The following is a 25,979-nucleotide window of genomic DNA, read 5'->3' on the forward strand; positions in this document are numbered from 1 at the left end:
AATTTAAAAAAAATCCGTTTAAGAGAAATCTTAAACGGATTTTTTCAAATTAACCTATAATTTTTATAGTACTCCAATTTCCAGCATACAAGCCTTCATCATTTCGTATGTTCTTTCGATATTGTTGTCTAAACCTATAGAGAAACGAATTAATCCATCAGTTAATCCCATTTCTACTTGTTCTTCCATAGGAATTTCGCTTGAAGTTGAACTTCCCGGAGCACTAAACAAAGTCTTGTAGAAACCTAAGCTTACCGCTAAGTAACCCAAATTACGTTTTTGCATCAATTCCATTAATTCATTGGCTTTCGCTAAAGAACCTGCATCGACAGTCATCATACCTCCAAAACCATATTCTGGATTTATCATTGAAGCATATAATTTATGACTTGGATGACTTGCTAAACCTGGGTAAACTGTTTTTAGTCCGTCCTTTTCAAAACGCTCTGCTAGATAAGCAGCATTATAACTGTGTTGTTTGATTCTAAGGTGTAGCGTACGTAAATTTTTCATCACACTTGCTGAACGCATACTGTCCATCGTAGGTCCTAATAACATACTGGCACCACTATTTACATTTTTCAAGTCATTGATAAATTCTTGTGACGCACAAGTTACACCACCTACAGTATCACTACTTCCGTTGATGTATTTTGTTAAACTATGAATCACGATATCAGCTCCCAATTTTATTGGAGTAACTGATAACGGTGAGAATGTATTATCAACAACCAATTTCAGATTGTGTTTTTTTGCTATTTTAGATAGACCAGCAATATCAGCCACTTCAAGCAATGGATTACTTACTGTTTCACAGTATAGCACTTTTGTGTCAGCCGTGATAGCAGCTTCCACTACGTCAAGTTTTGTGATGTCTACAAAAGTTGTTTTTACACCTAATCTTGGTGCAAAATTTTTCAAGAAAGCATATGTTCCGCCGTAGATCGTTCTACTGGAAACAATATGATCACCTGCACCACACAATTGTAGTAATGTAGGTGTGATAGCTCCCATACCAGATGCTGATACATTAGCAGTTTCTGTTCCTTCCATAGCAGCAAGTGCTTGGTCTAAATATAAATTACTAGGAGAGGAGTGACGAGAATACAAGTAACAACCTTCCATATTTCCTTCAAAGGTATCAAACATCGTTTTTGCCGAAAGGAAAGTATAAGTTGATGAGTCTGAAATAGATGGGTTTACACCACCAAATTCACCAAAATACTGTAAGTCTTGAATATTGTCTGCGGGATTGAATTTCATTTTAATGTTGGTTTATTGTTAGTTAATTATTTTATTGTCAAATCGTTTAATATTGGCTTTAAGCCAGTATAAAATTTGGGTTGTTATAATTTCATAAGAATCTCTAATGAGATGTATTGTAAAGTAAGCGTATTTAGAGTTTATTGTCAATGATATGATTAAAACTCAGTTTATTTATCTTTGATATCATAATTATGTAGATTTTTTATCTATTTTTATCAAAATTTTAATGCTTTCGCCAAAAAAACGACTATTATGACCTTAGATGCCATCGATAAAAAACTGTTATTATTATTACAAACCGATAGTAAGAAAACCACAAAAGAACTTTCTTTAAAGTTAAATCTTTCGGTTACTGCAGTTTATGAACGTGTTAAAAAGTTGGAACGAGAAGGGATTATTGATAAATATGTAGTGTTGCTCAACAAATCAAAAGTAGAGAAAGGGTTTGTGGTTTTCTGTCATTTAAAACTGATTCAGCACACTAGAGAATTTTTGACCAATTTTGAAAGCGAGGTAGTCAAGCTAAAAGAAGTTTTAGAATGCCACCACGTAAGCGGTGATTATGATTATATCCTGAAGATTGTGGTAAAAGATATGGAGGCTTATAGAGAATTCCTGGTTACTAAATTGACCACCTTACAACACATTGGAAGTACTCAAAGTACCTTTATGATTAATGAAGTTAAAAACACTACAGTTCTGGAAGTATAGAAAAAATTGACATAAATGCTAAAATTGCAGGTAGAGTATGTATAGCATAGCGAAATTCGTAACAAAAAAACCTGAACTTTAAACTTTAAACAAAACTTAATTCCTTAATTTTGTGCTTCGAAAATAATATACACATAAAAAATATACTATGAGTTCATTTGACGTAGTCATTATTGGTTCAGGACCAGGAGGATATGTATCAGCTATTCGTTGTGCACAACTGGGTTTCAAAACAGCAATTATCGAAAAATATTCAACTCTAGGAGGAACATGTCTTAATGTAGGATGTATTCCATCTAAAGCATTGTTGTCCTCTTCTCACCATTTTGCTGAAATTAAACATTTTGCTGATCACGGAATTGAAGTTACTGGTGAAGTAAAAGTTAACTTAGAGAAAATGATTGCTCGTAAGAAAGCAGTTGTGGATCAAACTTCAGGTGGAATCAATTACTTAATGGATAAAAATAAAGTAACTGTTTTCAATGGTTTAGGTTCGTTTGTAGATGCAACTCACGTTGCTATTGCAAAAGAAGATGGAACAACTGAAACTATTGAAGGTAAAAATATCATTATTGCAACAGGTTCTAAGCCTTCTTCATTGCCTTTTATCAAAATTGACAAAGACAGAATTATCACTTCAACTGAAGCATTAAGCTTGAAAGAAGTGCCTAAGCACCTTGTTATTATTGGTGGAGGTGTAATTGGAATTGAATTAGGACAAGTATATCTACGTTTAGGTGCGCAAGTATCTGTAGTGGAATTTATGGATCGTATCATTCCTGGAATGGACAGTTCATTGTCTAAAGAATTGACTAAAGTATTGAAGAAACAAGGAATGAAATTCTATGTTTCTCATAAAGTACAGTCGGTTGAAAGAAACGGAGATGCAGTTACAGTTCAGGCTGAAAACGCAAAAGGAGAAACAATCACTCTTGAAGGAGATTATGCATTAGTTTCTGTAGGGCGTCGTCCATACACTGACGGATTGAATGCAGATAAAGCTGGAGTAAAAATATCTGATAGAGGACAAGTAGAAGTAAACGATCATTTGCAAACTTCGGCTTCTAATATTTATGCAATTGGCGATGTAGTTCGTGGAGCAATGTTAGCACACAAAGCGGAAGAAGAAGGAACTATGGTTGCTGAAATCTTAGCGGGACAAAAACCACATATCGATTATAACTTGATTCCTGGAGTTGTTTATACTTGGCCAGAAGTGGCTGCAGTAGGGCAAACAGAAGAGCAATTAAAAGCTTCTGGAACAGAATATAAAGTGGGAAGTTTTCCTTTCAAAGCTTTAGGTCGTGCTAGAGCAAGTGGAGATTTAGATGGTTTTGTAAAAATCCTTGCTGACGCAAAAACCGATGAGGTTCTTGGAGTTCATATGATTGGAGCCAGAACTGCGGATTTAATTGCTGAAGCAGTTGTTGCAATGGAATTCAAAGCATCTGCTGAAGATATTTCTAGAATGTCACACGCACATCCTACATTTGCGGAAGCGATAAAAGAAGCGGCATTAGCAGCTACTGACAATAGAGCATTACACGTATAGTTAAATATACTTTATTATAATAAAACAGAAACCCGTTCAATTTGAACGGGTTTCTGTTTTTATAAAACATTTGATTATTCTGCTTTGAAAAGACCTTTGTAGTTTTCCCAATGAGTGAAGATTAAAAAGATATTACCTACGAATACAAATATGGCAATAGGTAGGTTGTCTGGTGTCAAGAAATAGTTAATCAATAAAATATTCAAAGTAACCGGAAAAATCATAAGATTCGCTAAAGTCATGTATTTTCCAGTGACAAAGGAAAGACCACATAGTAACTCAATTGCTTTTGCTAACGGTAGCAAATAAGTAGAAGCTACTAAGCCAACTTGAAATGCCTTGAATTCTCCTGTTGTTGCTGGTTCTGGCGCTAGGTGAAAGAAATAACTAACGGAAGTATAAAGAAACAAAAGACCAAGCATGGTTCGGATAATGAGGGTTGCGATTTTCATAGTATAATAGGATTATTGGTTAAATGATTAAAATGAATTATTATGGAATTTCACGTTAACTCTGGCAATAAATTCTCGTAGCTTTTTTTAAATTGGCAAAACGAGGTGTGTAAATCCATCTACATTCTTGTGGTTTTATTTAAAAAACGACACCTTTCTTCACTTACTTTTTACTAGTTCTTCTACTTTTTCTCTACTTCTACATTAATTCCCAGTATCACTTCAGTGTGTATTTTATATTTATTTTTTGGTAAAGCCTTTAAAACGTTCTCCATTTTATAAAAATGCTCATACGTTTTTTCTTAATGTATTTATATTTCCAGTTTTATTTCAATTCGATTAAGACTGTTAAACTCAATACCTTATTGTAAATTTACAAAAAAAATAGACTAATTTTCTGATATTCGAATATTTAAGGTTTTTTTTTATCGTAATTTTGAATTTTAAAGAAACTTTATTTTTGAGAACTTCCGTTTACAAGCAAATTTCAGAGCCAAAATTGTTTAAAGACCAGCTATTATATTGGTCACAACAGTACCGTGAAATTATTTTTTTGGATAGTAATGATTACCCGCAGGAATATTCAAATTACGATTGTATTCTAGCCGTAGATGCTTTTACTTCTATAAAAACCGACTACCATAATGCATTTGAAGACTTAAAACAATACCAGCAAATTACTAAAGATTGGCTTTTTGGTTATTTGGCTTATGATTTGAAAAATGATTTAGAAGTTTTGAATTCCAATAATTTTGACGGACTGTATTTTCCTGATTTATTTTTCTTTCAACCCAAAAAAATATTATTATTAAAAGGGAACCAACTCGAAATTCAGTATCTCAATATGTGTGATGATGAATTAGAAGAGGATTTTGAGGATATTCTAAAGCAAAAAACAAATTCTGACTTTCAACAATCTTCCATTGCTATAAAGAATAGAATTTCAAAGGAGCTTTATCTTGATAAAGTGACTAAAATGCTAGATCACATTCATCGTGGGGATATTTATGAGGCAAATTTTTGTATGGAATTTTATGCCGAGGATACAATCATCAATCCATTGGATAAGTTTCTTAAGCTCAATGAAATTTCAAGACCTCCTTTTGCAGTATTTTTAAAAAATAATAAACATTTTTTACTTTCTGCAACACCGGAGCGTTATCTAAAAAAAGAAGGTGAATTATTGATTTCACAACCTATTAAAGGAACTGCAAAACGATTTGAGGATGCAATTGAAGATGAAGAAGCTAAGAAATTATTGGCTTCAGACCCAAAAGAACGTGCCGAAAACATAATGATTACTGATTTAGTCAGGAATGACTTGTCCCGTATTGCACAAAAAGGGTCGGTTACAGTATCTGAGCTATGCGGAATTTATTCTTTTATGCAGGTGCATCAAATGATTTCTACCATAACAGCAAAATTAGATACCCAATATTCAGTTACAGATGTTTTAAGATCCACTTTTCCAATGGGAAGTATGACCGGTGCTCCTAAAATATCGGCAATGAAAATCATTGAAGAACTGGAAGAAACAAAACGTGGCTTGTACAGTGGGGCAGTGGGCTACTTTACTCCTAATGGTGATTTTGATTTTAATGTCGTTATCCGTAGTATATTGTATAATGAAGAGAATAAGTATGTTTCGTTTTCAGTAGGAAGTGCCATAACGGCTCAATCTATTCCTGAAAAGGAATATGAAGAATGTTTGCTTAAAGCAAAAGCAATGCAAGTCGTTTTGAGTTAATTTGAATTCATAATTCGATATTAAATTTTAATCTTTATTTTTGAAGGATGCAAACTAAATTCGAAAATCATATTTCCAATAATTTTTCGTTTCTAAATGGAAAAAAACTCCTTTTAGCGACTAGCGGTGGCCTTGACAGTATGGTTATGGTGCACTTGTTCCAGAGTTTGAATTGCGAAATGGCGCTTGCCCATTGTAATTTTCAACTTCGTGGGCTGGAGAGTTTTGGGGATCAGAATTTTGTTCAGGAATATGCTGAAACAAATGACATTCCGCTTTTTGTTACCCAATTTGATACTCAGGCTTTCGCCAATGATTATAAACTTTCCACCCAAGTTGCCGCACGTGATTTACGATACAACTGGTTTTACGAGCTTCTTGAAACTGAAAATTATGATTATGTACTCACAGCACATCACGCAGATGACAATATCGAAACCTTTCTTATTAATTTAAGTCGGGGAACTGGTTTAGAAGGATTGCTTGGAATTCCTGAACAAAATGATAAAATCATCCGACCCTTATTGCCTTTTTCTCGTTATGATATTGCAAATTATGCTGAGGAGAATAATATAGAGTGGAGAGAAGACAGCAGTAACGCCTCCGATAAATATTTACGAAATAAAATTCGGCACGACTTAGTTCCTTTATTAAAAGAACTCAATCCGCAGTTTATAGATTCTTTCCAGAAAACCCAATCGTACCTTCAGGAATCTCAAGCTATGGTAGAGGATGCCTCAATTATGGTGTATCAGCAGGTAGCAAAACAAGAAGGGGAAGCAATTTATTTTGACCTAAATCAATTGATAAGATTGCCTAATTATGAATCTTATTTATACCAATGGTTGAAGGAATTTGGTTTTTCAGCTTGGGATGATATTTATAATTTGGTCGAAAGTCAGTCTGGCAAGCAAGTGTTTTCGGCAGAATTCAGATTACTGAAAGACAGAGAATTCATAATCTTGAGCCCGATAAATTTTGAAGAGGAGCAATCGGAATATTTTATTGAAAAAGAAGTTACAGAAGTTAATATTCCCTTAAAACTTATATTAAGTAAGGTATCTGACATTTCATTAACTGCAAATACAACTATATTTGTCGATGAAGATAAGTTGGAATTTCCATTAGTTTTGCGTCGCTGGAATGAAGGTGATTATTTTCAACCTTTTGGAATGGAAGGAAAATCTAAAAAACTGAGCAAACTTTTCAAAGATGAGAAATTATCTCTATTAGAAAAAGAAAACGTTTGGATTTTATGTTCCAATAATACAATTGTTTGGGTAGTTGGGCTCAGACAGGATAACCGATTTAGAATAGAAAACACAACAAAAAACACAACAAAAAACATATTAAAAATACAATTAGAATAATGAAGAAGTTTATTTTTTTACTACTCGCTTTTTTGGCTTTTGCCAATGTCAACTCTCAAATACTTGATCCTGCCAAATGGACTACCAAGATTGAAAAAAAATCAGACAATACGTATATCCTAGTTTTTGATGCCGTTATAGAAAAGGATTGGCATTTGTATTCGCAGTTCACTCCTGACGGAGGGCCATTAGCCTTAGAGGTTGTTTTTAAAAATCAAAAAGGAAATTTCACTCTTAATGGTAAAGCCAAAGAGAGTAAAACGAGAACAGCTTACAATGATATTTTTGAGGTAAACGAAACGTTTTTTGAAAAAAAGGCTCAAATACGTCAGGAAATTACAATTACAAACCCAGCAATTTCAAAAGTTGAGGTGGAGTTGAACTATCAGGTTTGTAAAGAAGTTTGTATCAATGTGGAGAAAAAAATCACTTTCTCTATTCCTGCATTTAAAACTCTAAGCACTGCTCCAGTGGTTAAAGTTGAAACAGAAACCGCAATTGCTGAAGTAGAAGGAAAAACAGACACAACAAAAGTTGACGCTCTAGTTCCTACTTTAGGTGTTAGTCAAGGATTAGTTACTGCTGATGATAAAGAAGTTGCTGTTGAGGCTTCAACAGAAGGTTCGCAAAGAGGATTGTGGTCTATCTTTTTTATTGCTTTTCTATCTGGATTTGCAGCCTTACTTACGCCATGTGTGTTTCCTATGATTCCTATGACTGTGAGCTTTTTTACAAAGCAAAGCAAAAATAAAGCAAAGGGAATTAGAAACGCTTTCATATACGGAATTTCGATTATTGTTATCTATGTAATGCTAGGATTTATAGTTACTTGGGTTTTTGGTGCAGGTGCCTTGAATGCTTTATCTACGAATGTTTGGTTTAATATTATATTCTTCATTTTATTAGTGGTTTTTGCTGCTTCATTTCTGGGAGCATTCGAAATTATGTTGCCTAATTCTTGGGCAAATAAAGTAGACAATCAAGCGGATAAAGGTGGAATTATAGGGATATTGTTTATGGCTTTGGCTTTGGCAATCGTCTCTTTCTCTTGCACAGGACCTATTGTAGGGACATTATTAGTGGAAGCAGCTTCCAAAGGAGGAATCGCGCCAGTTATTGGAATGCTTGGTTTTTCATTGGCTCTAGCCTTACCATTTATGTTATTTGCCATGTTCCCGGGATGGTTGCATTCTTTGCCAAGATCTGGTGGATGGTTGAATACCGTGAAAGTGGTTTTAGGATTTCTTGAACTGGCTTTGGCTTTTAAATTTTTATCGAATGCCGATTTAGTATTGCAATTGCATTTATTAGAAAGAGAAGTATTCTTAGCTATATGGATTGCTATTTTTGGAACTTTGGCTCTTTATTTATTCGGGAAAATTACTTTGCCTCATGACAGTCCAATGTCTCATATATCTGTGGGACGTTTAATGATGGGACTATTGGTTTTAACCTTTACAATATATTTAATTCCTGGTCTTTGGGGAGCGCCTTTGAAAATAATCAGTGCTTTTCCACCTCCTATGGAGTACAGTGAAAGTCCTTATGGCGTGGGAGGTTCTCGTGGAAATACTGTAGCTGCAGTCTTACCTGATGGTGCTAAAAGTGGTCCTCATGGGATTGTGGTTTTTGATGATTATGAGAAAGGATTAGCTTATGCTAAAACAGTAAACAAGCCAATTATGCTGGATTTCACTGGCCATGCTTGTGTGAATTGTCGAAAAATGGAAAATAATGTTTGGTCAGAAGCCAATATATTACCCATATTAAATAACGAAGTAGTACTTATTTCTTTATATGTTGATGATAAAAGAGAATTGCCTAAGAGCGAACAGTTTGTGTCTAAAATTACGGGTTCTGAAATTGAAACAGTAGGGGATAAGTGGACTGAATTTATGATATCAAAATACAAAACAAATACTCAGCCGTTGTATGTAATTACAGACTTAGAAGGAAATAACCTTAATGAAACTAAACCAACAATTAGTTATGTAGGTGTTCAAGAATACGAGTCTTGGTTGAAAGAGGGAGTTTCTAAATTCAAAAAATAAGATTTCTTTTTTGTATGTTTTAAAAACGTATTAAGAAATCTCAAAAACTATCCTGTTCCTTTTTGGACAGGATTTTTTTTGTTTTACTTCGAATGATTTTATCAATGAAAAAAGTGGGCATTATTAGTTTGAACTAGAATTGTAAGTGTCAGATTAGCTCAGTTAATATGTTACATGATATAAGTATTGATTGTTTATTGCTGGCTTTTTTTAATGTGCTCAATCCTATTTTAAGTTTTCGATATAATGCCAAAAAAAACACCCTGAAAAATAATTTCAGGGCGTTTAAGGGTATTGATGTTAATTGTTTACAAGAACTCTCCGTGTTGAGAAATATCTAAACCTAGTTCTTCTTTGTCTTCGCTTACTCGTAATGGAGTTATTTTGTTTACTATAAAGAAAAGGAAGTATGACGCTGTAAAAGCAAAAATGGATACAATTACCAATGCTGTTAATTGATTCAGGAATAAAGTTGTTTCACCAAAAACAAGTCCTTGATCAGTTACTGCTGAATTTACAGAGCTAGAAGCAAATACTCCTGTCAACAGCATTCCAGTCATTCCTCCTACACCGTGACAAGCAAATACATCTAAGGCATCATCAATTTTTCCTTTTGGAAATTTACTCACAACAAGATTGCTTACGATGCTACTGAAGATTCCTATGAAAATAGCATGTGGAATACTTACGAAACCTGCTGCGGGTGTAATTGCCACTAATCCTACAACTGCTCCTATACAAGCTCCCATTGCAGATAGTTTATGACCTAATATTTTATCAAGGAACACCCAAGCCATTCCAGCTGCTGCGGCTGCAACTGTAGTTGTTCCTAGTGCTTGAACAGCCAGCCCATTGGCTCCCATAGCTGATCCTGCATTAAAACCAAACCACCCAAACCATAGTAAGCCTGTTCCAAGTAATACATAGGTGATTCTCGCAGGATTTACTTTTTGGATTTTTCTTTTTCCTAAAAACATAGCTCCAGCTAAAGCAGCCCATCCCGCACTCATGTGTACAACAGTTCCACCGGCAAAATCCAATACTCCCATTTTAAAGAACAATCCATCTGGATGCCAAGTCATGTGACATAAAGGAGAGTAAATTAATAATATAAATAAAACCATAAACAATAAATAAGCCCAGAAACGGATTCTTTCAGCAAATGCTCCTGTAATTAATGCAGGGGTAATGATTGCGAATTTAGCTTGAAATAAAGCAAATAACATAAATGGAATTGTTGGGGCTAATCCCCAAGCTGTTTTTGTGCCTACGCCTTGAAAAAACAAGTTAGAAGTGGGGTCACCAATAATTCCTCCTATAGAAGTTCCGAAAGAAAGCCCAAATGCAACAACTACCCATAGCACAGTTACAATTATCATAGCCATAAAACTTTGCAGCATAGTACTGATGACATTCTTTTTACCTACCATACCTCCATAAAAGAAACCTAACCCAGGTGTCATAATCAATACAAGAGCGGTTGCGACAATCATCCAAGCAGTGTCTCCCGTGTCAAAAGCGACTTCTTTTGTAGGATTCGGATGTGCAGTTAGTATAAAAGTTGAAAATAAGGTTAATACCAAAATGGTGATCAAAATCACACTCAAAATAATTTTTCGCATTGTTTTTTAGTTTTAATTTTCGTAAAAATATATATTTACACAATGCACCCCTATTAAAGTAAACTTCAATTTTAAATTTTTGTAAATTTAGCAATTAGACCCCTATTAAATTACGGGTGTGTTATTAAAAACAAATAAAATTATTAATTTGAGAATTTATATTTTAAAAAAAAAGTGCCAATTGCTTTTGTTGCAATTGACACAGTTTATGTTTAAATCTAATAAGATTATATTATTTCAAAATATGTTGACTTAATATTTTATAGACTTCATTGATGTTATTGTCTTTTCCAAATTGTTTTTTAATTGGTGTGGTTTCTCCTGTTATCCAAATTTTTAATTCAGCATCCAAATCTAAAATCCCACCACTTTCTTTTGAAAATTTCTTGATACTTGAATATGGGATTGATTGATAATCAACTTTCGAACCAGTCACTCCTTGCTTTTCTACAAGTATTAGACGTTTATTAGTAAATATAAACATGTCTCTTATTACTTTATAGGCCTTTTCAATTAATTCTCCATCAATTAATATAGGTTCAAATTCTTTTGAAACTTTTTCTATGCTAACTTCTGAAGCATTGCCTAATATTGCATTAAATATTCCCATACAGTTATCTATTTCTGATTGTATTTTTCTTTGTATTTTTTATAAAGTTCAGTTTGATGCGTTTCAAGATTTAAAGTCCTTCCTTGAATAAAAGCAGCTGTCAATTTATTAGTTCTCATATCTAAAGCATCACCCTCCGAAATAAATAAAGTAGCATCTTTACCTTCTTCTAGAGTACCGCATAAGTCATCGATACTTAATAATTTTGCCGTATTAGATGTAATTAATTGTAACGCTTGTTCTTTGTCTAAGCCGTAAGCCGCACAAGTTCCAGCAAGAAAAGGTAGGTTTCTAGTGTTCATACGTTCCATATCTCCACTGTTTTCAAGACCTACAACAACTCCTTTATCAGTAAGTATTTTTGCCATTTTGTATGGTAAATCTACATCTTGATCGTCTCTTTCAGGTAAATCATGAACACGTCTCAATAAAACCCCTATTCCGTTCTCTTTTAGTAAGTCGGCTGATTTATAGGCTTCAAAACCACCCACAATAACTACTTTTTTAATTTCATTATCTTTAGCTAACTGAATTCCGTCAATTATTTGTTTTTCTGAATTGGCATGTATAAACAAAGTTTGAGTACCGTCAAATAAACCTTTAGTAGATTCTAAAACTAGATTACGTTCTTTAGCTTCAGATGAATTATATGCTTTTGAATTTTTCAAGAAAACCGAAACTTCATTAATTTGTTTGATATAGTCTTTATTTACAGAAATGCTTCCTGGTTCAAACTTAGATCCTCCTTTTCTATAAATGGTAGGGAAGTCTAAATGAATACCATCATTTTCTTTAATAAGAGCGTCATTATAATTCCAGGCATCAAGTTGAACTATAGAAGATGTTCCAGAAATTCTACCGCCTCTAGGAGTAATTTGAGCCATCAAAATACCATTAGGACGTACGGTTTCGATTACTTTAGAATCTGCGTTATAGGCTATGATACTTCTTACGTTTGGGTTAAGATCACCAATTTCGCTTTCATCATCAGATGATTTTACTGCGTCAATTTCTACAAGTCCTAATGTTGAATTAGGAGCAATGAAACCGGGATAAACATGTTTTCCTGAAGCGTCGATTGTTACTTCATAAGCGTCTTTCGCTAATCGTATTAGTTTTGAATCTGCTACTAGAACTATTTTTCCATCTTTAAAACCTATGGCGCTATTTTCTATTATTTTACCATTCCCTAAATGGGCTGTAGCATTTAATATTAGAATAGACTTGGTTTGTTTTTTAGCTGGACTATGTTGTGCGTTTGTATTTGTCGTAATGACAAATAGAAAAAGCAATAGAGATATATTTTTTCTCATGAGTTGATTTTTTATTAGATAATTATGTTTCCTTATCAGTTAATTATAATTCCTCTAAGGTGTCACAATGGTTTTCCTTTTTTTCTTTTTTAAGAGGCTCTCTAGTTTTAGCGCCACTGTTTTTTTCTTTCAACAATTGTAAGATAAGCTCGTTTCGTTCCTTTGCAAGTGAAGTTCTTTGCTCTTCATCTTTTTGTAAATCATAATAAACTGCTCCGTCTATAACCGTTTTTTCAGCTTTTGCATAAATAGATAATGGGTTGTTATTCCATAAAACAACATCGGCATCTTTACCTATTTTTATACTTCCTACTTTATCATCAATACGCAATAACTTTGCAGGATTTAATGTTACAAATTTCCAAGCATCTTCTTCAGATACATTACCGTATTTTACTGCTTTTGCAGCTTCTTGATTTAATCTTCTTGACATTTCCACATCATCCGAGTTATAAGCAACAACTACACCTTGCTTGTGTAATAATACACCGTTGTAAGGGATTGCGTCATTTACCTCAAATTTATATGCCCACCAGTCAGAGAATGTAGAAGCTCCAACACCATGTTTTTTCATTTCATCAGCTACTTTATATCCTTCTAAAATATGAGTAAAAGTATTCACTCTAAAATCGAATTTTTCAGCAACATTCATTAGCATTAAAATTTCAGATTGTACATAAGAGTGACAACTAATAAAACGTTCTTTATTGATTATTTCAGCTAAAGTTTGTAATTCTAAATCTACTCTTGGAGCTTTTTGTTTGTCTTTTTTTCCAGATGCATTGTATTTTTTCCATTCATTGTCATATTCTTTCGCTCTTTGGAAGTAATCAGTAAATACTTGTTCTACACCCATTCTGGTTTGTGGAAAACGTGTTGGGTTTGAAATACCCCAATTAGCTTGTTTTACATTTTCTCCTAAAGCAAATTTTATAAATCCAGGTTGGTTTTTATACAACATTTCTTCAGGTGATGCTCCCCATTTCCATTTTACGATTGCTGAACGACCACCAATTGGATTTGCTGAGCCATGTAATAATTGAGATGTTGTAACCCCTCCTGCAACACTTCTATAGATATTAATATCTTCTGAATTTACAACATCTTGAATCGTTACTTCGGCAGTTGAATTATGACCACTTTCATTAACTCCATTAGAAATGGCAATATGAGAATGTTCGTCAATAATACCACTTGTCAAATGTTTTCCTTTTGCATCAATAACTGTAGCTGATGCATCAGAAATGTTTTTACCTATTGCACTAATCTTTCCGTTTTTAATTAAAACATCCGTTAGTTCTAGAATTCCTTCTTTCTCATTTGTCCAAACCGTTGCGTTTTTAAACAATAAAGTTTGTTGTGTTGGTTTTTGAAGATTACCAAAAGAAGTATTTGGAAAAGTTAACGCATGAATAGCACGAGGCTTTTCAGGTTTTGTAGTGTCTTTTTCTTTTACAAAATCAGAAGTTCTCAATGCTGTCCAATTAACTTCTTTTCCATTTGAGATTACAGCTTTTCCGTTTAATTTTTTTACATTATCAATAAAACCGGATAATCTTACGTAGTCAGTACTTATTGAATCTTTTGGTTTTATTAAAGCCGTAATCCAATTATTAGCTACTGTAAGTTTTACATCTAATTTTTTTGCATTTGCTGTTTTGATTTCAGTTTTTGGAGCTGCTATTTCCCCATCGATTTTCATTTTATAAACAGTGTTGTCTATTGTTAAATCATAATTTCCTCTAATGTCTTTTGTAGAGATGTCATTTATAACATATTTCGATCCTTGAACCCAATTTTCGTAAAATGTAGTTTTCTCATCAAAAATTTCTCCTGAAGTAATTACAAAATTTGCCAAGCTACCATTAGATAAACTACCTATTTCATTGCTTTTTCCTAATAAAGATGCAGGAACAGTAGTTAAAGCTTCTAATGCTTTGGTTTTATCATAACCAAATTTTATAGCTTTTAATAAATTAGTTCTAAATTCTTCTATTTTAGCAAGTTTGTCTGTCGTTAAGGCAAACAAAATTCCGTTTTCTGATAAGATTTTCAGGTTCGTTGGTGCTTGATTCCAAAAACGTAAATCACTTAATTCCATTTGATCTGTTTGATATGGATCAGAAACATCATAAGCTTCAGGAAAGTTTACAGGAATAATGAATTTTGCATTTGTTTTTTTAATTTCTTCAATTCGCTCAAATTCATTTCCAGCTCCTTTTAAAATATAGTTTAAGCCAAATTCTTGAGCTAATTTTGCAGCTCTTAAACTGTTTAATTTATCTTCAGAAGTAAAGATTTGAACTAATTTTTCATTGTTGATTAGTGCTTCTAATGAGGCATCTTTAGTCAATGAGTTACCATTTTTATACCAGTTTAGGTCTAAATACATTTGGCGTATCAAAGCCATCATACCCATTAATGAACTTGGATAGGCTTGATTTGTTGTAACGCTTCTTGTAAATCCTAAATGATTTGTTACTTTGTTTGATAATAAACGGTGTTCTTTATTGAAGTTGTTCAAAGCCACTAAAGTTCCAGTTCCTCTAGCTATACCATCTTGAACATGTGTTCCTACTACACCAAAACCAGCTTTTAACAGCTCTTCTGCCTTGGGTTGATCGTATGTAAAACCTTCATAAGCATTTACTTGTGAACGAATATTTTCATTCCAGTAGTACCCTTCTTTTTTAGTATCGTATAAAGGGTTTCTGCCATTTCCAGGATTTCTTTGAGGTTTTGCAACTCCAAAATCAGTGTAAATATCGATAAAAGAAGGATAGATAGATTTTCCGTCTAAGTCAACTGTGATACTGTTTTTAGGGATACTAATGTTGTTCCCGGCTGCAATTACTTTGCCATTTTGGATAAGTAAAGTTCCTTTGTCAATAATTTTAGTAGGTGTTACATAAATCTTAGCATTTGTAAATGCAGTGTAATTATTGTTTTTATTGTGAACACTTTCATTGTTTGGAAAGTATTCTTGCGCATTCGTTTTTGGGATTAAAATCGCAAAAAAAAGGATGAGAATAAGTCTTTTCATAAGGTTTGGTTAATTTTAGCTAAAAATAATAGATTTAATGCAATAATGCATTAAAAATAAGAAAAATAACATTTTTGCTATATGTTGTGTTGATATTTTAAATAGGTATAAAATAAAATGGGAGTTGACTGTAAATCAACTCCCATTTTTATAATTATAAAAAAATTTTATGAAAAATTATCCTATTGTTTTCTGAATATAATCTGAGTTTAAAAGATATAATGCACCCATGTATTTAATTTTAAAAGAAACTAAATCTCCTATTTTATATTTCTTTTTTGAATTTGAAATATCTATTACTAGCATATCTGAACTCGCGTCAATAATTGTAATGTCACTATCTTCTGCTTCTATGTATTGCGGTTGCATATCTAATAATCCAATATCTAGAATTGCTCGTAATGAGGTATCCCCTAAATCTCCTGAATCACTTGGCACATAAGAATTACCTACACCACTTTCTCCTAACTCACCTGTAGGCGCATCTGGTTTTTCGGTAATTTCTATAATTTCCGAATACAATTTAAAAACATCATTGTGCATTCCTTCTATAGTTTCACCCGTAAAAAGATCTTTACCAAAGAATAAAGCTTCTCCTATTCTAAAATGATTGACTGCCATAGGTCGCGCATTTTTCAATATTAACGGTATTGCCACTGATGTTCCACCGGATACCCAAGGGATTGTGATATTGAATTTAGCTTCAATCAATTGTTTGTATAAGCTCAACTGGATCAATTTATCTTGTGTAGGCATAATACCGCTTAAACAATTTAAATTGGTTCCAATACCACGAATTTCGATATTTGGTAATTTTAAAATATCGCCATAAAATTCAACTAACTCTTCACCCATAACACCTTCACGCAAATCACCCATTTCAATCATAATTATGATTTTATGAATTTTATTTTGTTTTTGGGCTTCTTTAGAAAGTAATTGAATAGTGTAAATTTCAGTGTTGAAACTAACATCTGCATATTTTACAATGTTTTCAATGCTTCGCTTTGCAGGAGGCTTAATATATACGGTTTGAATTTCTGGATTTAAAGCTTTTATTTTCTTTAAATTACTTATTCGTGAATCATGCATTTCCCTTACGCCTAATGCAATAATTTCTTTCAGATAAATTTTATTTCCACATAAAAGTTTAGAAACCACTCCCCATTGAATGTTTCTGGATTTAAAGATATTATCAAGAAAAGCGTAGTTTTCTTCTAGTTTCTTTCTATATAATTTTATAAAAGCCATTATTCTATAATTTTTCGTGGAATTGTTTTCGATATTCGGGTTAATAATTCATAATTCAGTTGGTTACTGAAATCACTGAATGAAGCAACTGAAACCGAGAGCTCATTTTGTGAACCTATTAGAACTACTTCATCATCTTTCTTTATTGTCTCAATATCTGTGACATCAACACTCATCATATTCATATTTACAGATCCTACAACAATGCAACGATGTCCGTTTATGAGGACTCTTCCCTGATTGCTTAATGACCTACTATAACCATGTGAATAACCAATGGGTACCACTGCAATTTTCATTTTTCTTTCGGCTAAAAAACTAGTTCCATAACCTATGAAGTCACCAATATTCACTTTTTTTACACTCATCACTTTACTTTTCCAAGTAATGACACGATTAAGTGGATCTATTTTATTCTTTTTTGTATTCAAATAATTGACGAATACTTCGGGACTTGGCCACAAACCGTATTGCATAATTCCGATTCGAACCATATTCATTCTTGTTTCCGGAAACATTATTGATGCTGCGGAACAAGCGGAATGTTTGATTTCAGGTTTAAGGTCATTCTTACAAAGATACTGATAAATTTCTTCAAATCGTTTGATTTGTTTGTCCACCCTATAATAGTTTGCGATGCTTTCTGCTCCTGCGTAATGGGTACAAAGTCCTTTAAAAACTACATGCTCAGCTTCTTTTTTTAGAAACGAAATAACATTGTTTAATTCTGATTTTTCAAAACCAGTTCGGTTCATTCCCGTTTCCACTTCGATGTGAACTTTGGCTTTTTTATGAAGTTTTTTTGCCATTTTAGTGGCTTTTGTAAGTCGGTATTTATCAAATACAAAAAACTCAACATCATTAGCAACCACCCATTCCATATCTTCATCTTGAACGAGCCCCATCACCATAATAGTGACTAAATCTTGTAATTCAGTTTTAACTACTTTGGCTTCTTCGACATCAAAAACCGAGAAGTGGGTTACGCCGCATTGGTAAGCCATAGTGACAAATTCCCGAACGCCATGCCCATAGGCATTTCCTTTTACAACGGATGAAAGTATTACTTTTTTTCCAAATTCTTTTTTAAGGAAATCTATGTTTTTTTGATAGGCTGAACGGTTAAGTTCTATGATTGAATTAGTGTGCATTCGTTATTTGTTTGCTTATTTGGTAAAAAATGGAAACTCCGGTTTTAATGATTTCATCCGGAAAATCATAATCAGGATTGTGAAGAGCGGGTGTGTTTATTCCAGAACCCAGCCCAAACATTGCTCCGGGATATTGCTGGGTAAACAATCCAAAATCTTCTCCCCAAGTAAAAGGGGTTTCTTTTTCCAATAGTTCGAAATTATTAATTTTCGCTGCATTTCTGATGTGATCTGCAGCCTGTTTATTATTTTCATTTGCTTGAAAACCTTGCGTCCAAGAAATGTTACATTCTAATTGGTGTTCTTTTGCTATGGATTGTGCTAATTTTTCAAGAGTGATTTCCACTTTCTTCATTTGCAAATTGCTGTCGCTTCTTACCGTAAAATGAACTTCTCCAGCTCCGGCCGAAACCCCATAGGCTTTTTTCCCCATTTCAGTATAGATTGGGGTAACCAGACAATAATCTTCTTTTGAAATATCAGCCTGAATGATTTTGTTAAATTGAGTAATTATCGAAGCAATTGCCAAGGCGGGATTGATTCCTTTCTCTGGTTCACCTGCATGGGCAGTTACTCCGTTTAGTTTTATAATCACACTATTAACGGCACAAGTAAAGGTGTCGTTTTTAACAACAATTTGATTTTTGGGAAAACCAGGTAAATTGTGCAAGGCAAAAACAAAATCGGGTTTTAGCGTTGCAAACTTGGGATCGGAATATATTTTTTGAGCACCGCTGCCGTCTTCTTCTGCGGGTTGAAACAACAAAATAACTGATCCTGTTTCGGGTTTGTTATGATGTAATTCGGTTGCTAAACCACATAAAATAGCCATATGGCCATCATGACCGCATTTATGGGAAACCCCATTTGTTAGCGAACGATGTTCGAAAGTGTTTATTTCTTCAATGGGTAAAGCGTCTAGTTCACAACGAAATAAAACGGTTTTACCCGTTTTATTTCCTTTGTAAATAGCGACTACACCTGTAGTTCCAATGTTTGTAATCAATTCATCAGGAGGGAAATTTTCTAGAAAAGAAGTGATTCTTTTGGCCGTTTCAAATTCCACTCCCGAAACTTCCGGATGTTGATGTAATTCCTTTCGCAATAGCGTAAGTGCGGCTATGCGTTGGTTTAAATTTTCCATTTTGGATTATTTTACAAGACGCATTTCCAGGTATTTATTAGTAAATCCTAGTTTTTCGTATAATATTTTTGCAGGATTATTTGGCTCTACGTGAAGTGCAATATTCCCTTCTGAAATTGAGATGGCTTTTTGCATCAATTGTTTTCCGTATCCTTTACCACGCTGACTGTTATCAACGGCGATATAAACCAAAATGTTTTCTGGAATGAAATCTTTCATACCCGTATTGTTTAAAATTGTAACACCTACAATTTTATCCTCGTCTAAACCCACTACGACATTTCCTCCTTTATCAGGATTCATTACGTAAGCGATACATTTTAGAATATCTTCGATTTTATCTCCGTATTCCTCTAAATGAGTATATAAAAATTCAGCAACTATTTGATTAGTATAGGTTTTGTCTTCTCCTGAAGCTGCATTAATTATTTTGAATTCCATTTTGTTTTTCTTTTTTGTTATAATGATATAATGATAGTGTAATAAATAAAATCAGTGAAACACTTATGCCGTAAATATTCGCGTCTAAATGTTCTGGTAATTTAAGTCCTAAAGGTAATTTATTTTTGGTAATAATTAAAATAATGGTGGTACTACCTCCAAAAAGCATACTCCAAAAAGCAGCAATAGGATGGCTTTTCTTCCAAAATAAAGCACCAAGGACAGGAATGAATAATCCTGAAACCATAAAGGCGTAGGAGTAGAGCATAAGTTCCAATACATTTTGCATTTGGGATGCCAATAAAATGGCAAATACACCAATTAATAATGTGACTATTTGTGAAAGTTGAAGTTCTTTTTTATGGGTTAATGCTTTTTTCGAAAATTTAGCCAGAATATCAGTAACAATATTTCCGGAGGCAGCCATTAAGCAGCTATCAGCTGTGGAAAGTATAGCCGAAAAATAGGAGGAAAGCATCAATCCCATTAATCCAACAGGTAGAATCGTTGCCAGTAAAATAGGTAACCCCATTTCGCTATCCATAGATGAAGCATCTGTAATTCCTTTAAACATTCCGTTAGTGGCGGCTACTTTGGCTAGCATTCCAAGAATTACACCCATAAATGCCATAATAGGCCATTCGAAAACACCAGCAATTAACCAGGCTTTTTTCGCTTCTTTTTCTCCTTTACTGGCATAAATTCTTTGGTATAATGTCATTCCCACAAACCAAATGGGAATAATGGTTATGGACCAATTTAATATTTGGTACCATTCGACATTGGTTAATGATAAATATTCAGGAGCTAATGTGGCCTTGATAACATCATATCCACCTACAGCGGTATAAGCTATTGGTATTCCAATAAAAACCAATCCACCTATTAATATTAACCACTGAATAGTGTCCGTATATATAACAGCTTTCAATCCCCCAATTGCCGTATAAATTACAGCGATTGCACCCATAACGATCAGTGCCGTTTGTAAGTTTAAACCCTCTATGGTTGCCGAAGCTAATTTGGCTCCAGCCAAAACTTGAGAACTCGTAAAACCGATGTACCCAATAGCAGAAATAATTCCGGCCAAAAGCGCCACTTTACCGTTATAGAAATGATTGAAAATTTGTGGGAAAGTAAAAAATTTATGTTTATGTCCCAGGTGACTCACTTTTGGAATTAAATATACTGCACTCAACCAAGCGCCCAGAAGTCCCGTGAATAACATCCACGAACCGGAAATTCCCATAGTGAAACCAAGTCCTCCTAAACCGATTGAGAATCCTCCACCTACATCAGTGGCGACAACGGATAAACCAATGTGCCAGGAACTCATATTTCTACCACTTACATAAAAGTCTTCGGCAGTTTTGTTTTTATTGAAAAAATAAACACCAACTCCTAACATAGCCAGCATATAAACAACAAAGATTAGATAATCTATCCAGTGCATTTTTTTTAATTTTCGGATTATTTAATAGCCTGTAAATGGAATTTTTCCAAGAGGCAAAGATTACAGCAAGCTGTAAAAAAAAGGATGATTTTTAATCTGATTTCAGGAATATGAAATCGCAGAATAAGAGTGTGTGAATTATTGATAATAATTCAAAAATTAACCCAAAAATCAAATAAACAACGGCAAATATAAGAAAATATATCCAAAAGACTAGTAATTGTTCAATGAATTGGTTTTGAATGGCTGTCGGGATATTGCTTTTTATAAGGCAATACAATTGCGGGTTAGAATTTGATACTTCTTATAGCCGTCAAGTGTGTTTTTTATTTGGTATCAAATAGCCTCTGATTGTATGATTGTTATTTGATTTTATAATTTGAATAAAAAATATGAAAAGGTGTGTTAAAATTCATTATTTTTAAGAAAATTATATAGGATGTTAGTAAAAGTTTTTGGGAGTGCCGTTTTCGGAGTTGAAGCTACAACAATCACAGTAGAGGTAAATATAGACAAAGGAATTGGGTATCACTTAGTGGGTTTGCCAGACAATGCCATTAAAGAAAGCAGTTATAGAATCGCTGCAGCTTTAAAAAACAATGGGTATAATATGCCAGGAAAAAAAATAACAATTAATATGGCTCCCGCTGATTTGCGTAAAGAAGGATCAGCCTACGATCTAACTTTGACAATAGGTATTCTTGTTGCTTCCCAGCAAATTGAAGCCAAAGACATTGACAAGTATATTATTATGGGAGAACTCTCTCTTGACGGTAGTTTACAACCCATACGTGGGGCTTTGCCTATTGCGATAAAAGCCAAAGAAGAAGGGTTTAAAGGTTTTTTCCTTCCTATCCAAAATGTGAAAGAAGCTGCAATTGTTACTGGTTTAGATGTTTATGGAGTGTCAAACGTACAGGAAGTGATTGATTTTCTGGAAGGTAAAGGGAATTTAGAACCCACAACAATTGACACCAGAGCTGAGTTTTATAAAGATTTAGATTTTCCTGAATTTGATTTTAGTGATGTGAAAGGGCAAGAGTCTATAAAAAGATGTATGGAAATTGCCGCTGCCGGAGGACATAACATTATTCTCATAGGTCCTCCGGGAGCAGGAAAAACAATGCTTGCCAAACGTTTGCCCAGTATTTTGCCGCCTATGACCTTGAGAGAAGCCTTGGAAACTACTAAAATTCATAGTGTAGCCGGAAAGTTGAAAGAAGTTGGTTTAATGAATCAAAGACCTTTCAGGAGTCCGCATCATACGATTTCGAACGTGGCCTTAGTTGGCGGCGGGAGTTATCCGCAACCGGGAGAAATTTCTATGGCGCATAACGGAGTTTTATTTCTCGATGAATTGCCTGAATTTAAGCGCGATGTTCTTGAAGTGATGCGTCAGCCACTGGAGGATAGGGAAGTGACCATTTCCAGAGCCAAGTTTACGGTGACCTATCCATCGTCTTTTATGCTGGTTGCCAGTATGAATCCCAGCCCGAGTGGTTTTTTCAATGATCCGGATTCCCCACAGACGTCTTCGCCACACGAAATGCAGCGCTACTTGAGTAAAATATCAGGTCCTTTATTGGATAGAATTGATATTCATATAGAAGTGACTCCAGTTCCTTTCGAAAAATTATCAGATGATAGAAAAGCTGAAAGCAGTGTTGATATTCGAAAAAGAGTAACCGCAGCCCGTGAGCTACAATCTACTCGTTTTGAGGAAATGGAAAACATACATTACAATGCCCAAATGAATACCAAACACATTAGGGAATATTGTGCCTTAGATGATGTTTCTAAACAATTATTGAAAACTGCTATGGAACGATTAAATCTTTCTGCTCGGGCTTATGACAGGATTTTGAAGGTAGCACGCACGATAGCCGACTTAGACGCTGCTCCAACAGTAGTTTCATCTCATATTGCCGAAGCAATTCAATATAGAAGCTTGGATCGTGATGGCTGGTTGGGTTAATTTAGAGTTATGTATATATGAACACTATTTTGTCATTCCGAAGAATGAGGAATCACATTATTTACTCACGTAATGGGATTTATTATTGAAATGGGCACGGATTGAAAATCCGCGGTATCGACCGCCAACCTACATTACCGAGCAATCGGATTTAGTAACCGATGCAATAGATTGGAAATATAGCTCAGCACGAAATTATGGTAATAATGATCAGACTGTTTTAGAGATAGATTTAAATTGATTTAAATTGTGTTCACGAGCGTGACGCTCGCGCCAGCAGTGATTCAAAATTGCGTAATTCAACTTCAACCTTATTATATTTCTTTAAGAACTCTTAATCAATTACTTCTACAATAGCTTCTATTTCACAAGCAAAATTTAATGGTAATGATGCCATTCCTACAGCGGTTCTTGCGTGTCGTCCTCTTTCTCCAAATATTTCAATCATTAAATCAGTATAGCCATTGATAACCTTTGAATGATCTGTAAAATCAGCAGTTGCATTAACAAGACCTAGGACCTTAATTATTTTTACAATTTTGTTTAAGTCGCCTATCTCAGCTTTCAGGGCAACTAAATGACTAATGGCCACAAGTCTAGCGGCTGCATAACCTTGCTCTATTGTCAAATCTTGACCTAGTTTTCCTGTAACTTTCTCTCCATTAGGCAAAACAGGTACTTTTCCTGATGTGTACACAAGATTACCACTTCTCGTCGTTGATTCAATTTTTGTTGAAGATATGGTGTTATGAGCTTGAAGGTCTATGCCTAATTCCACTATTCTTTGTTCTACATCATAGTTGTAAAGACTTTCTTGACTATATGAATAATTACATACTGAAAGCAGTAACAAAAGACTTAATATTTTTTTTATTTGAGTTTTTTTAATTATACCAAAGTTCTCGGACTTCTAAGCGTTTCCAATTATTTTATTTCGATTAACCCATATCCAATTGGCAATTCATTATGTTTTTCAGTTGGTCTTAATGAGTCCATAGACACGCTATTGCCTTTGAAAAAATTCTTAACTTCTTCACCAGAATATTTTCTTAAATCTATAAAATCTTTAATGAGATAAGGCATTCCTTCTCCACCAAAAAACGCATTACTTTTGGTTTCTAAATGAAAATGCAAATGTGGGCAATCAGAATTTCCACTATTTCCTAATAAACCTATTAGCTGTCCTTTTTTTACTTTATCCCCAATTTTCACCTTAAGACTGTTTGGAATTAAATGTCCGTAAACAGCATAAAGGTTGTTTCCAATATCAATGATAATATAGTTTCCACCAATGGTTTCTCTTGTAATTCGTACAGCCATATCTTCAGAGAGCGGTACATTTTCTATTATTCCATCTTTTATGCCTACAATTGTTCCGTCTGCAACTGATATTAATTCAATACCATAGCTCTTCCAGTTTTTATTATGTTTAATATCATTTTCTGCAAAACACCCATTATTCCCTAAAAATATCCAGTCTATTGCAAATCTTTGAGGATAGGTCGCTTTTCCTTCTGTTAGAAACCTACTGGCTTGGTGACTTTCCGCTGCTTCGTAAAGCCATTTGCCTTTTTTGTTAAATGGTAATCCTAATGTAACTTTTGTGATTTCAGGAATTTTTATTACGGCAACTTCGATTGGAATTATTACCGTCTCTCCTTTTTTATTTTGTCCTTCAAAATGGAGCTTATGATATACTTTTTTCGGAATAGGTTGCCCTTGCTTGAAAACAAGCTCCAAATTTAAAATTCCAAATTGGTTGTTTGATAAAACTTTTAAATCATCTAAATCATCACTGCCGGGTCTTTCAAAATGTTCGTCAATATAATTTGAATCGAATGAAGCTATTAGGTTACCATCCTCTTTTAGATCATATATTTCTACTTTTTTTAAAGTGAAAGGAACTTTGTAATTATTTAAAATATTTAATTCATAAATTAATTGAGTGGTATTATTTGTTTTTATGAGGTCGCTTAAAAAAGAAACATTGGCTTCAATAGGCAATCCGGAATATTTTAGTTTTTTTTGAATTTCCGTATCGCTTTCGAGACTTTGATGTTTTGAACTTGTGTTTTTATTACAAGCAACAAAAGAGAGAAAAATAGTTATTAAGATTGTGTATTTCATTAAATTCGGGATGTTTCTTATAATTAGTTCCAACGTTTTGGTACTTTGAGAAGGTGTGTGAATCGTAACCTTTCAATTTTTGGTTTGTTTGGAAAATACGATTAAAAAGATAATTCCACTAAATTTGCAAATGGATGGAAACGTGTGTTGGCAATAGTTTCTTCATCAATTTACTCGGGTTAAATCCATACATAAATTTATTCAAGTGTCCATTTGAGAGTAACATCGGCAAATCTTTAAATTCCAATTCCGATTTTTTCTTGCTATTTTTATCTGTAGGTTTTTCCAATTCCAATACAGTTTTAATCAGTAGCTACTTTGTGTTTTTTTCGACTGTTAAAAAGTCAAAATATTTGCCCATTTTAAAAGATACATAATTAGTATTGTAATTGCGGTACAGGTGTATAATGCAAGTTGCCAGAAATAAAGTTTACTTTTCCAAGAATCCAATATCTTTTCACCAAATTCTTTTTTGACATATCCATTAACACATTTATAATAAAGAAAATTAAGTATTATAAAGATTGTTATCGCTATTGTTAATATCCAAAATTTTTCCATTCATCGAATTTTAATGTTTATGCTTGTAAATTGTAGCCAACATCCTGATTCAAGATAATGTTGGGGAAATAGGAGTAGAGTATTTTCTGTTAAACGAATATATGAATAAAAAAGTTAATACCACTTTAACTCTAATCTT

At 33.7% G+C, this 25,979-nt stretch carries 20 protein-coding genes; 6 read left to right on the top strand and 14 right to left on the bottom strand.

Annotation, left to right across the window (positions count from 1 at the left end; all coding sequences use genetic code 11):
- Window positions 1-63 precede the first annotated feature (63 nt).
- Window positions 64-1,263 carry an aminotransferase class I/II-fold pyridoxal phosphate-dependent enzyme gene (locus FLAK523_RS10110; protein WP_248903056.1) on the bottom strand — a complete coding sequence of 400 codons (1,200 nt, stop codon included), beginning with the start codon at window positions 1,261-1,263 and terminating at the stop codon, window positions 64-66.
- 255 nt (window positions 1,264-1,518) lie between these two features.
- On the opposite strand from FLAK523_RS10110, the gene FLAK523_RS10115 reads away from it, so the two are divergent.
- Both FLAK523_RS10115 and lpdA read left to right on the top strand, forming a co-directional pair.
- Window positions 1,519-1,977: an Lrp/AsnC family transcriptional regulator gene (locus FLAK523_RS10115; RefSeq protein WP_248903057.1), complete on the top strand. Its 459-nt coding sequence runs from the start codon at window positions 1,519-1,521 to the stop codon at window positions 1,975-1,977.
- A gap of 148 nt (window positions 1,978-2,125) precedes the next feature.
- A complete protein-coding gene (lpdA, locus tag FLAK523_RS10120; RefSeq protein WP_248903059.1) occupies window positions 2,126-3,529 on the top strand; it encodes a dihydrolipoyl dehydrogenase in 1,404 nt (467 codons plus the stop codon).
- Window positions 3,530-3,603: 74 nt separating this feature from the next.
- On the opposite strand, the gene FLAK523_RS10125 is transcribed toward lpdA, so the two are convergent.
- The gene (locus tag FLAK523_RS10125) at window positions 3,604-3,981 is read right to left on the bottom strand and encodes a DoxX family membrane protein (protein ID WP_248903060.1); all 378 of its coding nucleotides are present in this window, start codon (window positions 3,979-3,981) and stop codon (window positions 3,604-3,606) included.
- A 460-nt stretch (window positions 3,982-4,441) separates the two neighbouring features.
- Here FLAK523_RS10125 and FLAK523_RS10130 point away from each other — a divergent pair, with 460 nt between their 5' ends.
- Genes FLAK523_RS10130 through FLAK523_RS10140 form a run of 3 tightly spaced genes read left to right on the top strand, consistent with a single transcriptional unit; the run spans window position 4,442 to window position 9,149 of the window.
- Window positions 4,442-5,728, top strand: coding sequence for an anthranilate synthase component I family protein (locus FLAK523_RS10130; protein WP_248903062.1), 1,287 nt, complete (start codon window positions 4,442-4,444; stop codon window positions 5,726-5,728).
- Between the two features lie 47 nt (window positions 5,729-5,775).
- Complete coding sequence (gene tilS, locus FLAK523_RS10135; RefSeq protein ID WP_248903064.1) at window positions 5,776-7,098, top strand: tRNA lysidine(34) synthetase TilS; 1,323 nt, start codon at window positions 5,776-5,778, stop codon at window positions 7,096-7,098.
- Window positions 7,098-9,149, top strand: coding sequence for a cytochrome c biogenesis protein CcdA (locus tag FLAK523_RS10140; RefSeq protein ID WP_248903066.1), 2,052 nt, complete (start codon window positions 7,098-7,100; stop codon window positions 9,147-9,149). The genes tilS and FLAK523_RS10140 overlap by 1 nt, the downstream gene beginning before the upstream one ends.
- Before the next feature lie 308 nt (window positions 9,150-9,457).
- On the opposite strand, the gene FLAK523_RS10145 is transcribed toward FLAK523_RS10140, so the two are convergent.
- The 9 genes from FLAK523_RS10145 to FLAK523_RS10185 all read right to left on the bottom strand — a co-directional run bounded on the left by FLAK523_RS10145 (window position 9,458) and on the right by FLAK523_RS10185 (window position 21,177).
- Window positions 9,458-10,771: an ammonium transporter gene (locus tag FLAK523_RS10145; protein ID WP_248903068.1), complete on the bottom strand. Its 1,314-nt coding sequence runs from the start codon at window positions 10,769-10,771 to the stop codon at window positions 9,458-9,460.
- Between the two features lie 232 nt (window positions 10,772-11,003).
- Window positions 11,004-11,381, bottom strand: coding sequence for a PH domain-containing protein (locus tag FLAK523_RS10150; RefSeq protein ID WP_248903070.1), 378 nt, complete (start codon window positions 11,379-11,381; stop codon window positions 11,004-11,006).
- An 8-nt stretch (window positions 11,382-11,389) separates the two neighbouring features.
- Window positions 11,390-12,694: an amidohydrolase family protein gene (locus tag FLAK523_RS10155; RefSeq protein WP_248903072.1), complete on the bottom strand. Its 1,305-nt coding sequence runs from the start codon at window positions 12,692-12,694 to the stop codon at window positions 11,390-11,392.
- 43 nt (window positions 12,695-12,737) lie between these two features.
- The gene (locus FLAK523_RS10160; RefSeq protein ID WP_248903075.1) at window positions 12,738-15,737 is read right to left on the bottom strand and encodes an amidohydrolase family protein; all 3,000 of its coding nucleotides are present in this window, start codon (window positions 15,735-15,737) and stop codon (window positions 12,738-12,740) included.
- A 177-nt stretch (window positions 15,738-15,914) separates the two neighbouring features.
- On the bottom strand, window positions 15,915-16,988 hold the full coding sequence (locus FLAK523_RS10165; protein WP_248903077.1) for an alanine racemase: 1,074 nt from the start codon (window positions 16,986-16,988) through the stop codon (window positions 15,915-15,917).
- A complete protein-coding gene (gene alr, locus FLAK523_RS10170) occupies window positions 16,988-18,139 on the bottom strand; it encodes an alanine racemase (protein WP_248903079.1) in 1,152 nt (383 codons plus the stop codon). Before alr ends, FLAK523_RS10165 begins: the two co-directional genes overlap by 1 nt.
- Window positions 18,129-19,283 carry an amidohydrolase gene (locus FLAK523_RS10175; RefSeq protein ID WP_248903081.1) on the bottom strand — a complete coding sequence of 385 codons (1,155 nt, stop codon included), beginning with the start codon at window positions 19,281-19,283 and terminating at the stop codon, window positions 18,129-18,131. The genes alr and FLAK523_RS10175 overlap by 11 nt, the downstream gene beginning before the upstream one ends.
- 6 nt (window positions 19,284-19,289) lie before the next feature.
- Window positions 19,290-19,724, bottom strand: a complete 435-nt coding sequence (locus FLAK523_RS10180; protein ID WP_248903083.1) for a GNAT family N-acetyltransferase — start codon at window positions 19,722-19,724, stop codon at window positions 19,290-19,292.
- Window positions 19,705-21,177, bottom strand: a complete 1,473-nt coding sequence (locus tag FLAK523_RS10185; protein WP_248903085.1) for a sodium:solute symporter — start codon at window positions 21,175-21,177, stop codon at window positions 19,705-19,707. Before FLAK523_RS10185 ends, FLAK523_RS10180 begins: the two co-directional genes overlap by 20 nt.
- 439 nt (window positions 21,178-21,616) lie before the next feature.
- On the opposite strand from FLAK523_RS10185, the gene FLAK523_RS10190 reads away from it, so the two are divergent.
- Window positions 21,617-23,152 (top strand): YifB family Mg chelatase-like AAA ATPase, encoded by a 1,536-nt coding sequence (locus tag FLAK523_RS10190; protein ID WP_248903087.1) that lies wholly within the window; start codon window positions 21,617-21,619, stop codon window positions 23,150-23,152.
- Between the two features lie 334 nt (window positions 23,153-23,486).
- Here FLAK523_RS10190 and FLAK523_RS10195 read toward each other — a convergent pair whose 3' ends face one another.
- The 3 genes from FLAK523_RS10195 to FLAK523_RS10205 all read right to left on the bottom strand — a co-directional run bounded on the left by FLAK523_RS10195 (window position 23,487) and on the right by FLAK523_RS10205 (window position 25,568).
- The gene (locus FLAK523_RS10195) at window positions 23,487-24,005 is read right to left on the bottom strand and encodes a RidA family protein (RefSeq protein ID WP_248903089.1); all 519 of its coding nucleotides are present in this window, start codon (window positions 24,003-24,005) and stop codon (window positions 23,487-23,489) included.
- 71 nt (window positions 24,006-24,076) lie between these two features.
- Window positions 24,077-25,279: a M23 family metallopeptidase gene (locus FLAK523_RS10200; protein ID WP_248903091.1), complete on the bottom strand. Its 1,203-nt coding sequence runs from the start codon at window positions 25,277-25,279 to the stop codon at window positions 24,077-24,079.
- A 118-nt stretch (window positions 25,280-25,397) separates the two neighbouring features.
- Window positions 25,398-25,568, bottom strand: a complete 171-nt coding sequence (locus FLAK523_RS10205; protein WP_248903092.1) for a hypothetical protein — start codon at window positions 25,566-25,568, stop codon at window positions 25,398-25,400.
- Between the last annotated feature and the right edge of the window lie 411 nt (window positions 25,569-25,979).

The sequence above is a fragment of the Flavobacterium sp. K5-23 genome (genome assembly GCF_023278045.1).
Lineage (GTDB): Bacteria > Bacteroidota > Bacteroidia > Flavobacteriales > Flavobacteriaceae > Flavobacterium.

Bases quoted from the DNA above. Each gene is read 5' to 3' on its own strand.
- alr (WP_248903079.1), bottom strand. From the start codon at position 18,139: ATGCACACTAATTCAATCATAGAACTTAACCGTTCAGCCTATCAAAAA.
- FLAK523_RS10190 (WP_248903087.1), top strand. From the start codon at position 21,617: ATGTTAGTAAAAGTTTTTGGGAGTGCCGTTTTCGGAGTTGAAGCTACA.
- FLAK523_RS10140 (WP_248903066.1), top strand. From the start codon at position 7,098: ATGAAGAAGTTTATTTTTTTACTACTCGCTTTTTTGGCTTTTGCCAAT.
- FLAK523_RS10145 (WP_248903068.1), bottom strand. From the start codon at position 10,771: ATGCGAAAAATTATTTTGAGTGTGATTTTGATCACCATTTTGGTATTA.
- FLAK523_RS10155 (WP_248903072.1), bottom strand. From the start codon at position 12,694: ATGAGAAAAAATATATCTCTATTGCTTTTTCTATTTGTCATTACGACA.
- FLAK523_RS10180 (WP_248903083.1), bottom strand. From the start codon at position 19,724: ATGGAATTCAAAATAATTAATGCAGCTTCAGGAGAAGACAAAACCTAT.
- FLAK523_RS10115 (WP_248903057.1), top strand. From the start codon at position 1,519: ATGACCTTAGATGCCATCGATAAAAAACTGTTATTATTATTACAAACC.
- lpdA (WP_248903059.1), top strand. From the start codon at position 2,126: ATGAGTTCATTTGACGTAGTCATTATTGGTTCAGGACCAGGAGGATAT.
- FLAK523_RS10160 (WP_248903075.1), bottom strand. From the start codon at position 15,737: ATGAAAAGACTTATTCTCATCCTTTTTTTTGCGATTTTAATCCCAAAA.
- FLAK523_RS10175 (WP_248903081.1), bottom strand. From the start codon at position 19,283: ATGGAAAATTTAAACCAACGCATAGCCGCACTTACGCTATTGCGAAAG.
- FLAK523_RS10125 (WP_248903060.1), bottom strand. From the start codon at position 3,981: ATGAAAATCGCAACCCTCATTATCCGAACCATGCTTGGTCTTTTGTTT.
- FLAK523_RS10150 (WP_248903070.1), bottom strand. From the start codon at position 11,381: ATGGGAATATTTAATGCAATATTAGGCAATGCTTCAGAAGTTAGCATA.
- FLAK523_RS10200 (WP_248903091.1), bottom strand. From the start codon at position 25,279: ATGAAATACACAATCTTAATAACTATTTTTCTCTCTTTTGTTGCTTGT.
- FLAK523_RS10165 (WP_248903077.1), bottom strand. From the start codon at position 16,988: ATGGCTTTTATAAAATTATATAGAAAGAAACTAGAAGAAAACTACGCT.
- FLAK523_RS10110 (WP_248903056.1), bottom strand. From the start codon at position 1,263: ATGAAATTCAATCCCGCAGACAATATTCAAGACTTACAGTATTTTGGT.
- FLAK523_RS10185 (WP_248903085.1), bottom strand. From the start codon at position 21,177: ATGCACTGGATAGATTATCTAATCTTTGTTGTTTATATGCTGGCTATG.
- tilS (WP_248903064.1), top strand. From the start codon at position 5,776: ATGCAAACTAAATTCGAAAATCATATTTCCAATAATTTTTCGTTTCTA.